The organism is Hymenobacter mellowenesis, from assembly GCF_030581005.1.
Lineage (GTDB): Bacteria > Bacteroidota > Bacteroidia > Cytophagales > Hymenobacteraceae > Hymenobacter > Hymenobacter mellowenesis.
Map to the genome: position 1 here is coordinate 13,448 of NZ_JAUQSX010000008.1, position 11,789 is coordinate 25,236.

Genomic DNA, 11,789 nt, shown 5'->3' on the forward strand with positions numbered 1-11,789 from the left:
GCTAGCGCCAGTTCAGGCGCACGCTGGCGCTGATGGCACGGGGCGGTGCCGGCCGGCCGGGGTAGCTGAAATAGCTTTGGTTGAGCAGGTTGGTGGCTTGTAGCAGCAGCAGCACACTGGTATTGGCCGGGCCCTGCACGGTGCGCCCCAGCGTGGCGCCCAGCAGCCCGGTGCCCGGCAAAAAATCGGTGCCGGAGGCATTGATGTAGCGAAAGCTGGTGAAGGCCAGCGTCGTACTCAGCAGCCAGCCGCGCCAGTGCTGGTCGGTGCTGAGGCTGGCCTGGTGCAGCGGCACGTAGGCCAGCTGCACGCCCACGGGGTCGGAGTCAGCAGCTGAGCCCTGAGTTTTGCGCGTGTCGGTGTAGTGGTAGGCCACTTGCACGCGGCCATCGTAGCGGCCCTGGCGCAGGCGCAGGGCCGTGCTGGCTTCCACGCCTTGGCTGCGCACCCGGCGCAGGTTGCGCGGGCTCCAGATGCCCGTGCTGGCGCTGGGCAGCCACTGCACCCAGTCGTCCACATCCTGCCGGAAGGCCGTCAGCTCGCTTTCGAGGGCCAGGCGGCGGCTCCAGGCGCGGCGGTGGCGTAGGCCGCCCTCGTAGCCGATGCCCAATTCGGGGCGCAGGTCGGGGTTGCCGCCCGGCCGCCAGTACCGCTCGTTCAGGGTGGGGGCGCGGTAGCTGCGGGCGGCGCTGGCTTTGAATGTAAGGGCCTGCGCGGCGGCCGAATCAGGCGCGGCCAGCAGGTCCCATTCCAGCCCCAGGGTGGGCGTGAGCGGAGCCAGGCCGGCCGGCAGCGCTGCCTGCCGCAGGTTGGCCGAGAGGCGCAGGACCGGGCGCGGGTCGTAGCGTAGCAGGGCGAAGGCGGCGGCGCGGTTTTCGCTGATTTCGGTGCTGCCGTAGCCGTCTACCCGGGCAGCAAAATGCTGCGCTTCGGCGCCCAGGCGCAGGCTGCCGCGCGCACCCAGGGCGGAGGTGTGCTCGGCCTGGGCCTGGGTGGTGCGCACGCGGGAGTTGCTAGGGGCGCCGCCGTCGCGGTAGTTGAGGATGTCCTCGAACCACGCGCCGCGCACGGTCCACTGCTGGCGCGCGCCCACGTGCCGGTAGCCCAGCACGAGGCGACGGCTTTGGTCACGCTCGCGGGCCTGGGTGCCCACTATGTTCACACCCGACTGAATTTCGCGGTCCACATCAGTCAACCAGGCGGCGGCGGTCAGCTCGCCGGCTTGGCCGATGCGCCAGGCCACGTCGGGGCTCAGGCTCCACTGGTGGCGCAGGGCGGCGTTTTGCAGGGTGTAGCGCACGGGGCCGCGGGCTTCCTGCAAGGTATAGGTGTAGTTGTTTTGGGCCTCGCGGTAGCTGGCAGCCACGCGCACGGCCACGCTGGGGGTGGCGGTGCGCGTGGCTGCCAGGCTGCCGCCGGCCAAGCCAAAGCTGCCGGCATCGGCCTGCACACTGCCGCGCAGGCCGGGCCGCCAGTCGGGGGCCGAGTTGAGGAGCACGGCGCCGCCCACGGCCCCGCTGCCGTAGAGGGCCGCCGCCGGGCCCGGCTGAATGGCCACGCTGGTGCTGGCGCCCACGGTCAGCAGCGAAAAATCGTTCTGGCCCAGCGTGGGCAGCATGATGTTCAGGCCATTCCAGAGCACGGCCGTGTGCTGGGCCGAGGTGCCGCGCAGGGCAATGGTAGCCAGCTGGCCGGGACCGTAATACTTGAGCGCCAGCGGGGTGCGGGCTTGGAGCACGTCCGCTAGGTTGCCGCCGCGGTACTGGGACAGCGTGGCCGAATCGAGTTCCAGGCGGGTGCTGCCCACGGCAAACCGCTCGGGGCCCACGGCGCGGACCTGCACCTCGCCCAACCGGTGCCGCCGCTGGCCGAGGCGGGCCGAATCGGGCGGGGCGGTCTGGGCATGGGCGGTGCCGGCCAGCAGGCACAGCAACGCCACACGCCGAAGCGAAGCCCGATTGAGAGAGAAAAAACGTATCCGAATCAAATTCTCAGTTAAGAAAATTCGATTCAAAATCCGGCGCCAACCGGCTGCAATTAGCAGCTGGCTACCGTCAGACTGAGGCCGAAAAACAGGGGTAAGGTGGCCGCCCGGGGGTGGCCGCTGTTCTCTTTCTCCATTCGTCCTCCGCGAATGCTGAACCTGTGAATGTCCGGGCAGGTCTCCTGGCTTGCTCCGCCGAACGGACCGCCTTCCCATTTCATTGATTAACAATCAACAAACAGTGGCATTGTGGCCCGCTCCGATGTGAAGCGTACAGTTGCGGGGACAGCTCCGGCATTGAACCGGATTCCCTTTTCAGCCGCGCCCCGCGATTGGGAGTTGGCACCTTGACGGGGCAAAGGTACAACCGTAGCGTGGACTCTGCGAGTCCGCGCCCGCCTGAACTAACGTGCGCGGACTCGCAGAGTCCACGCTACAGCCTCAGCGGCGGAAGGTGACGCCCACCAAGTACTCGCGGTCGGTCAGGCGGTTCAGGGCCAGGTGGGTGCCGAGGTCGAGCTGCAGGTTGGGAGTGAGCTTGAAGATGGGCGCGATGTTGGTGGAAGCCAGCCAGCGGCGCTGCTCCGTATTCCATAGGGCCACGGCCTCCGTTACGAGGCCGAATTTTTCGGTAAAATCGTATTCCAGTGCAGTAGAGGGCATAAAGCGGACGTAGCGACTGCCCGTTTCACGGTCATAATTCAATTCGGCTCCAAGCTGCGCTTCGAGGTTCGCCTTGTCGCTTAGCTCCACGTCGAGGGGCAATACCACGCCGTATTCCATCCCACCATCGCCCACGGCGCCGCCGCTGGGCAGGCGCACGTAGCCGATGACGGACATGGCGAACGTGCCCTGCTGGTCGTCGCCCACGAAGTTGTGCTTCACGCGCACCGTCACGTCGCCGAAACCGGCGTTGCGCTCCTGCCAGTCGTCGGCGTCAGTGGGGCGCTGCTTGGCCACGCTGTAGAGCGGCACTTCCAGCTGCAGGTCGGTGCGGCGGCTCAGGCCGAGCTTGAGCATGGAGTAGGCTAGGTGCAGCTCACGATTTTTGTCATCGTTGCCCGAGCCGCTGTTGATGAGGCGCAGGGCGTCCATCTCCAGTTGAAAGTGGCCGGCATCAACGGTGAAAGGGCTTTCGGTGACGCCGGGGCGGTCGGGTTGCAGCTCACGCAGGCGATTGCGCGGCACCGGCTTGCGCCAGCTGAAATGGGCCGAATCGTAGGGCGAGGACCTGGGCGGTGCCTGCGCCCGGCCCAGGATTGGCAGCAAGAGGAATAGATAGAACAGCTGTTTCATGCGCGCTCTACGCAGAAAGTCTGCAGTCGGGGGTTAGACGACAGGCGACCCTAATATCCAGCCCCTAAAACGGCACCAGCACTTTCACACCCACGTTGCGGCCAGGGTTGAAAATACCGGTGCGGCCCGTGGGCGAGCTGGCGTAGTATTCGAAATACTTAAGCCGGTTGAGGTGGGCCTGGTAGGCGGTGTCAAACACGTTATCGACCTGCACGATAAGCTGGGCCACGGTGCGGCCGGCGCGGCTGGTGTAGGTGGTGCCGGCGCCCAGGCCCAGCAAGGCGTAGCCGGGCGTAGCGGTTTCGGTGTTGTCGAGGGCGTAGAAACGGGTTTGGCGGGCACTGCCGTCTATGGTAAGGCGGGCGTAGGTACCGGTGAAGCGGCCGGCGCGGACCGGCGCGGTGGCGCGCAGCTCGGTGCGGCCGCGCAGGGGCGGAATCAGGGGCAGGTAGCGCGCGGCTTCTTCCTGCTGAGCAGGCAGGTTGGTTTGGGCGCTTTCGCCGGTCACGAAGGCTGCGCTGCTGCTCCAGGCCAGCCAGGGCAGGGCCGCGGGCCGCCAGCTCAGGCTGGCTTCGAGGCCGTAGAGACGGGCGGCGGCCTGCTGAAACTGGTAGGTGACATTGCCGGGCACGATGACGACTGGCTGACCGGCGGCGTCCTGCAAGCGGGCCTGGTAGATGAAGTTCTGCACGTAGTTGTGGAATACCTCCACCGAGGCATCCACTTCGGACTGGTGCCAGAGCACGCCCACATCCTGCTGCCAGCTGAATTCGGGCTCGAAGCCGCGGTTGCCGAGGTACACGATGTGGGCGCCGGGGTCGAGGCCGTTGGAGCCGATTTCGGGGATGTTGGGCGCGCGGTAGCCCCGGGCCAGATTGGCGCGCAGCGTGAGGCGCTCCGTGGCCACGTAGCTCGCCCCCAGGCTGGCCGACCAGCCCTGGTAGCGCCGCCGAAACGCCGGAAACTGCAGCGCCGCGCCGGCCTGCGCGGGCCCGGCCGCCTGGTCGAACCCCGTGGCCGGGTTGGGCGCCACGTAGAAATCCTGCCAGCTCACCAACCGCGTATCGTAGCGCGCGCCGCCGCTGATTTCCAGCTTGCCCAGCGGCTTTTTCAGCAGCACGAAGCCGCCCGCGTCCAGCAGGTTGTAGTTGGGAATGGGGAAGTCGGTGGCGTTGAGGTGGCGGTTGAGCTGGCCCATGCCGTTGCTGCCCACGCTCATTTCCAGGCCCTGCCAGGTGGGCAGGTGGTAGCGCACATCGTAGGTGAAGGTGGTGAGGCGCAAAGCCAGGCCCGGCTGGCTGGGTACGGTAGGGTGGTTGAATTCCTCGCGCTGGTTTTGCTGGGCGCCCAGCAGCAAATGCAGCTCGCCGCCACCCAGCGCCACCTGCGTTTTGGTGAACACCCGGTAGTGCCGGATGCGCTGGTGCAGCGGGCCAATGCCGTAGCTGCGCAGTTCATTATCCGTTACCAGCGGCCGGTTTTTCACGTCGTCCAACCCGCTTTCCGCCATCTGGCGCGTGAAGCGGCGGCTGAGCGAGTCGCGGCTGCCGTCGGGGATTTCCTGCTGGTTATCGTAGAGGGTTAGGTAACAGTGCGAGCTGCCCCAGGCCTTGCGCACGCCGGCCATGCCCGTCAGCGTCAGCTCCCGAAAGCCGGTGTTGTACACCAGGCCGTCCACGCTATTGCGGTAGTCCCGCGCCAGGCGGTGGCTGGCCCGGAAGCTGGTCTGGAAGCCGTTTTTCTGATAGTTCAGCCCCAGCGAGTTGCCCACCAGGCCGTTGTTCGACTGGTATTCGGCCAGGGCTTCGCCGCGCAGCCGGCCTTCGGGGCCGCTGGGCAGGGCGGGCAGCAGGTTCACCACGCCGGCCACGGCATCGGAGCCGTAGAGCAGGCTGGCGGGTCCTTTCACTACTTCCACGCGCTCAATGTCGTAGCCGTCCACTTCCACGCCGTGCTCGTCGCCCCACTGCTGGCCTTCCTGGCGCAGGCCGTTATACAGTGTGAGCACACGGTTGTAGCCCAGCCCCCGAATGAAGGGCTTCGACACGTTCGGGCCGGTCGTGACGGCGCTCAGGCCCGGAATGCCGCGCACGGCCGCGTCGATGACGTTGGTGTTGGCGTTGAGGCTGATTTCGCGGCGGCTCAGGGTGGCAATGGGCACGGGGCTGCGCCGCACTTCGGTGGCCCGGCTCACGCCCGTCACCACTACGTCGGCTAGGGCGGCGGGCGCGGCGGCCAGGGTGAAAGTGAGAGGCAGCGTTTGGCCCGCGGCCAGATTAACGTTTCTATTTACGGCCGTGTAGCCCACGGCGCTGGCCAGCACCCGCACCGGCCCGGCGGGCACGTTGGCGATGGTGAAAGCACCCTCGGCATCGGCCGTGGCGCCCAGGCCGGCGGCGGGCAGCGCCACGCTGGCGAAGGGTACCGGCCGCAACTGCTCGTCGCGCACGGTGCCCGCGAGCGTACCCGTCTGGGCCAGCAAGCAGCCGGGCAGCAAGAGAAGCAGTAGCATCGCAAGTAGCAGCTGTTTCATACTTAGAATAATAAATATTAATGGATATTAAAGCCAATAGAGCGACAGGCCAGAATGCTTAGCACCTGATTTCACAGCTTTTAGCTCTGGGCTTTTAACTCAGTCCCCTTACCCTACCGCCGTTTGCCAGAGCAGGTAGCCGTTCAAAGCAATGATGACGGCCGACACCGACCAGGCCAGCACGCGCACCACCGGCCGGTTCACAAACACGCCCATCTTGGCCCGGCTGCTGGTGAAGAGCACCAGCGGCACCACCGCAAAGCTGAGCTGCATCGATAAAATAACCTGGCTGAAAACCAGCAGCTTTTCGGCCCCGCTTTCGCCGTAGATAATGGCCACCGTGAGGGCCGGCACCACGGCCACCAGCCGCGTGATGAGCCGCCGCACCCAGGGCCGGAGCTTGAGGTCAAGAAATCCTTCCATCACAATCTGACCCGCCAGCGTGCCGGTCAGGGTCGAATTCTGGCCCGAAGCCAGCAAAGCCACCGCAAAGAGCACGCTGGCCGCGCCCGCGCCCAGCACCGGCGCCAACAGCTTGTAGGCGTCCTGAATCTTCGCCACTTCAAACATGCCATTGTGATGGAATGCCGCCGCCGCCAGCACCAGAATGGCCGCGTTGATGAAAAAGGCCAGAAACAGTGCCACCGTCGAGTCGATGGTGGCGAACTTGATGGCCATGCGTTTGCCGGCCTCGGTCTGCTCAATTTGCCGCGTCTGCACAATGCTGGAGTGCAGGTACAGGTTGTGCGGCATCACGGTGGCGCCCAGAATGCCGATGGCCACGTAGAGCATGCCCGGCGTTGTCACCACCTGCCGCTGCGGCACCAGCCCATGGGCCAGGGCCACCCAATCGGGCCGCGACACGATGAGTTCGTATAGAAAGCACCCAAAAATCAGCACCATCAGCCCCGCCACGATGCTTTCAATGATGCGAAAACCCTTGTTCTGGAAAAATAGCACCACCAGCACATCCAGCGTAGTCAGCACCACACCCCAGGCCAGTGGCAGCCCAAACAGCAAATTCAGGGCAATGGCCGAGCCGATGACTTCGGCCAGGTCGCAGGCCGCGATGGCGATTTCGCACAGAAACCACAGCATCAGGCTGATGGGCCGGGAGTAATGGTCGCGACAGGCCTGGGCCAAGTCGCGGCCCGTCACGATGCCCAGCTTGGCCGCCAGGTGCTGGAGCAGCATGGCGAACAGGTTGGAAATCAGCACCACCGACAGCAGCGTGTAGCCGTACTTCGAGCCGCCGGCCAGGTCGGTAGCCCAGTTGCCGGGGTCCATATAGCCCACGGCCACCATCAGGCCCGGGCCCCAGAAGGCCATCAGCTTGCGCCAGAACGAGGCATTGGCGGCCGGCACCTTGATGCTCGCGTACACTTCGCTCAATGAATTGGCCCGGCGGGGGTGCCGCCAGCCGGTTTCGGCCGGCGCAGTAGGTTCGGAGAGGATAGCAGGAGGCACGTTGAATAGTTGTTTCAATACAAATATACTAAATTTTAGGCTTACCTAAAAATTGATTTCGACTGCCTTAAATACAGTAATTCTCAAAAAAGGTTTCACAGCCGGCCAAGCATTGTTTCGAGTTGGGTCAGCTCTGAGTTAGCGCACGTTAGTTGCCAATGAAGCCTTGCTGGCGCGCCGCGCCTCTGTTGGTTGGCATCAGGCGCCCGACCTTTGCCCCGAAAACCGCTTTGCATGACGCCTTCCCAAACCAAACGCCGCCTCGGCCTGCTTTCCCTCGTAGTGAGTGTGGTGCTGGTGGCCATCAAGTTCTACGCCTACCACCTCACCCGCTCCCAGGCGGTGCTGACCGATGCGCTGGAAAGCATCATCAACGTTTTTACCAGCGGCTTTGCGCTCTACAGCCTGTACCTGGCCAGCCTGCCCAAGGACGAAAACCACCCCTACGGACACGGCAAGATTGAAAACCTTTCACTGGGCTTCGAGGGCGGGCTGATTTTCATGGCCGGCGCCTTCATCCTCTACCACGCCTCGCGCGGCCTGCTCCACCCGCACCCCGTGGCCCGGCCCGACTGGGGCGTGGCGTTGCTGGCGAGCACGGCTTTCGTGAACCTGGGCGTGGGACTCGTGCTGGTGCGGGCCGGCAAGCGGTTGAAATCGATAGCGTTGGTCGGCGATGGGCAGCACCTATACATCGATGCCCTCACATCCATCGTGTCGTCGTTGGCGCTGGTGCTGGTGGCCGTCACGGGCGTGGTGCGCTTCGATACGGGCGCGGCCCTGCTGCTGGGCGGCTTCATTCTGGTGAACGGCTGGCGCATGCTGCGCCGCGCCATCTCGGGCCTGATGGACGAAACCGATACCGCCACCGTGGCCGCCGTCATTGCCGAGCTGCAGGCCCAGCGCCGCCAGCCCTGGATTGACGTGCACAACCTGCGCGTGCAGCGCTACGGCGCCAACCTGCACATCGACTGTCACATGCAGATGCCCTACTACTTCACGCTGGAGCAGGTGCATTCCCAATTATTCGACATTGAGGAACTGATTAAGGAGCGGTTTGCGGTGGATGTCGAGATGTTCGTGCACGCCGACCCCTGCACCTTCGCCGCCTGCTCCCTGTGCCTGATGGCCGACTGTCCGGTGCGGGTGCACCCCTTCCGCCACGAAATCGTCTGGGATATCCACAACGCTGTGCGGAACGAGCGCCACCGCCTGAGCTAAAGCAACGCTCCGGCTAGGTTGCACGAGGCGGGCTACCGGCTTTGGGCCGGCTGTTCGCCCGTCACTCAGCAGACCTCGGCGCATAACAAGCGAACAACGAACTGAATGCCAGCAGCCAATCCAGTTGCACCACGAAATCTTTAGACACACGGCGCTTCCGCCGCAGGTTGAACACAAAAAAAGGGTGCCGCGATTATCGCGGCACCCTTTTTTGCATGGATGCGGGTAGGTAGCGCGGGCTTAGCGCACTACTTCCAGCCAGCCTTTGGTCTGAACACCTTTGCTGTTGGTCAGCAAGTAGTAGTACACACCAGCGGGCTGGTTGTCGCCACCCCAGTTGTTGGCGTAGTTCGTCGTTTCGTACACCTTGCGGCCCCAACGGTTGTAAATCTCCAGCTTGCTGTTCGTGTTAGCAGTCGAGACTTTAAACACGTCGTTCTGCTGGTCGCCGTTGGGCGTGATGATGTTCGGAATCTGCAAGTCCGGCACAAACACCTCCAGCTTGGCGGTGGTGGGAGCGCAGGTCTGGCCGAAGCCCGAGGGCGTGGTGGTGAGCGTGATGGTGTAGTAGCCGGCCTGCGAGAGCTGCAGTGCCGTAGGCGTAGTGGCCGAGCTGAAGGTCACCGGCGATTCGCTCACCGCGTCACCCAGGATGTCACGCACGCGCTGGTACGTCCAGACGGAAGCCACCGATACACCAGCCGGCGTATTCGTGGTGTTGGTGAAAGTGAAGTACACGGGCGGACGCGTCGTCGCCTTGCCATTTACCGGCGCGTCGAGCGCACCGCTCGAGGTGAAGGCCGCAGTAACCGTCGGCAACACGCGCACCACTACCGAGGTAGTATCGCCGCAACCGAATTGCGGGTTACCCAAAATCGTCACGCGGTAGCGGGTCGTCACCGTCGGGTTCACCGTCGGGTTGGGCTTGGTCAGGTCGGCCGTAGCCAGGCCGTTGGCCGGGTCAAAACGGTAGGTGTAAGTATCCGTGAAACCCGGCACCGAAGGCGGCGTGGCCGAAGCAGTGAGCGTGGCTGGGCTGCCCGAGCAAACATAGGCACTGCTGGTGGTCAGGCTCACCGTGGGACGGGGCACTACGGTTACCTGCGTCGTAGCCGTGTTGGTGCAGGCGTAGGGAGAAGCACCGTTCACAGTCACGGTGTAGGTGGTGGTGGTAGTGGGGCTCACCCGCAGGGTCGCGGTATTCGCACCTGGGGTGCTAGCCGTCACGCCCGGTCCCGACCAGCGGTAGGTGTAGGAGTCAACGAGGTTATTACCCGCGCCAGCCGGGCGGGTGGTAGCAGCCGTCAGTACCACTTCCGTTCCGGCGCAGACGTTCGGCACCGAGCGGGTGATGGTCACGATGGGCTGGGGCACTACGCGCACCACCACCGAAGTAGTATCGCCGCACGCACCCTGCGAGAAGCCCAGCGTGGGCGCAATGCTCAGTAGGTAACGAGTCGTCACCGAGGGATTCACCACGATGTTGCGGGTGTTGGTCACAGCCGGCAGGCCAGCCGTGGCGGCACTGCCCGCTCTTACGCTCCACTGATAGGAGTAAACCTGCGCCTGCGTGGTGTTGGTGGCGATGCGGCGGATGGAGTCCGGCCGCAGCACGTTGCCTTGCAGCGTGAGCGAGCCGCCGGGGCAGATGCTGTTCGAGCCGGGAGTCGTGTTGCCAATGCCGGTAGCACCCAACGTGGTGACTGCTTGGGCAACGTTGCCTTTTATAATCCGAATAACGAGTACGCGGTTCTGCACACCTTTGATGGGGCAGGCGTTGTCTTCAATCTTGAAGCTCAGCAGGATGGTGCGACCCACCGAGCCGGGCGACGGCTGGAAGAAGAACACGCCCTTGGGGTTGGTCGTGCCGTTGCCGGTGAGGCTGAAAGTGCCCACATCGCCCGAGTCCAGGTAGCGGGGGTCGGTGTTGATGTTCGGGGGCAGCGTCACGGTCAGCAGCTGGTTGGCGCTGGGGACGCGGGTGTTGTCGGGGTCGGTGAAGTTGAGCTCTACGCGCGAGTAGTTGCAGCTGCGCACGTCAATCCGCGTCGTGTCGGCGGTGTTCACCGCGTTTGTGCCCGAGTTCACGGTGATGGGGTTGGCCTGCACGGGGTTGGGGGTGCTGTTGCCACCGCAGTCAATCACAATCAGGTTGGCCTCGCGGCGCACCGTGCCAATGACGCGGCGCACGCCGTTGATGCGACGGTACTCAGTGATGAGCACCGCAATCTGGTACTTATTTGCGCCGCCAGCCGGGCCAGCAGTAGCGTTATAGATGCCGGGCGTGAACGTAATGGTGCGCGACTGCTGGTTGAAGTTGAACGAGCGCGCCACACCGGTTTTGAGCGGGCAGGAGCCGATGGTATCCAAGCCCAACTGAATGGGGTTGGTGGGGCTGTAGTTGCCGCCCGGGATGCCTGCAAAGCTGAAGAAACCGCCACCGGGGCAGTTGATGGGCGCCAGCACCGCGCCAGCACCGGGGAAAGTCAGGTAGGTAGCGGGGGTGCCGCAAGCCTGCAGCGGGGCAGCCAGCGAGTACACCAGCGAGTCACCATCAGCTTCAGTTGCCGAGAAGGTGATGGTGGTGCGCTGCTTCCAGCACACATACTGAATCGGAATATCCTGCGCATCGAACTGGGGCGAGTTGTTGGCCACAGCCGTGGTGCCCTGGTTGCGGTTGTCGAGGGTGGCTTCCACGTACAGGTCGCCGGCGTTGATGTTGGCCAGCGCCGGGCGTGCGTTCTGGCTGGTGCTCAAAATCCACTGCCCGGGGGCCAGCGTCACCTCGGCCAGGTAGTTGTACACGTCGTAGTTCGGCAAGCCGGCCGGGCCCTGGCAAGGGCCGGCCGATACGGCGGCACAGAACGGGTTACCGGCTTCCACAGCACCTTGTTGCACAAACGCAACCTCCGTACCCAAGGCACTACAGCCACCGGTACGGTAGTTCAGCATGAACTGGCTGGGCGTGATACCCGAGCAGTCGCGGTAAAGGCGGAATTTGACGCGGTACCGGTTGTTGCCCAGCGACACATAGGTCATATCGCCCCCCAGCAAGTGGGAAGCGCGCGCTTCCTGCACGCTACCCATGAGCAGGGCGCACGCAAAGAGCAGCAGGGTGAAGGAATGTAAGATTTTTCTCATGGGTGAAAAGGGGTGAAATGAAGTAAAAAAACGCGAATTGGGTGGTTACTGACGAATCAGCGGTCCAAGATACAGGCAGAAAAACAGAGGACCAAGAATAGCCGTCAAAGCCTGATTTTGGTCCAGCAAATTACGGGCCATACTTAA

The 11,789-nt window shown here is 64.1% G+C and carries 6 protein-coding genes and 1 riboswitch; of the genes, 1 reads left to right on the forward strand and 5 read right to left on the reverse strand.

Annotation, left to right across the window (positions count from 1 at the left end):
• Window position 1: 1 nt before the first annotated feature.
• The 4 genes from Q5H92_RS15590 to Q5H92_RS15605 form a co-directional block, all read right to left on the reverse strand.
• Window positions 2–1,939, reverse strand: coding sequence for a TonB-dependent receptor plug domain-containing protein (locus Q5H92_RS15590; protein WP_305012471.1), 1,938 nt, complete (start codon window positions 1,937–1,939; stop codon window positions 2–4).
• A 200-nt stretch (window positions 1,940–2,139) separates the two neighbouring features.
• Window positions 2,140–2,349, reverse strand: a riboswitch (cobalamin riboswitch).
• Window positions 2,350–2,425: 76 nt separating this feature from the next.
• Entirely contained in the window at window positions 2,426–3,280 is an 855-nt protein-coding gene (locus tag Q5H92_RS15595; RefSeq protein ID WP_305012472.1) for a transporter, read from the reverse strand.
• Between the two features lie 64 nt (window positions 3,281–3,344).
• A complete protein-coding gene (locus tag Q5H92_RS15600; protein ID WP_305012473.1) occupies window positions 3,345–5,813 on the reverse strand; it encodes a TonB-dependent receptor in 2,469 nt (822 codons plus the stop codon).
• A 108-nt stretch (window positions 5,814–5,921) separates the two neighbouring features.
• Complete coding sequence (locus Q5H92_RS15605) at window positions 5,922–7,268, reverse strand: Nramp family divalent metal transporter (protein ID WP_305012672.1); 1,347 nt, start codon at window positions 7,266–7,268, stop codon at window positions 5,922–5,924.
• Between the two features lie 246 nt (window positions 7,269–7,514).
• On the opposite strand from Q5H92_RS15605, the gene Q5H92_RS15610 reads away from it, so the two are divergent.
• A complete protein-coding gene (locus tag Q5H92_RS15610; RefSeq protein ID WP_305012474.1) occupies window positions 7,515–8,501 on the forward strand; it encodes a cation diffusion facilitator family transporter in 987 nt (328 codons plus the stop codon).
• Window positions 8,502–8,741: 240 nt separating this feature from the next.
• Here Q5H92_RS15610 and Q5H92_RS15615 read toward each other — a convergent pair whose 3' ends face one another.
• Window positions 8,742–11,642, reverse strand: a complete 2,901-nt coding sequence (locus Q5H92_RS15615; RefSeq protein WP_305012475.1) for a T9SS type B sorting domain-containing protein — start codon at window positions 11,640–11,642, stop codon at window positions 8,742–8,744.
• Between the last annotated feature and the right edge of the window lie 147 nt (window positions 11,643–11,789).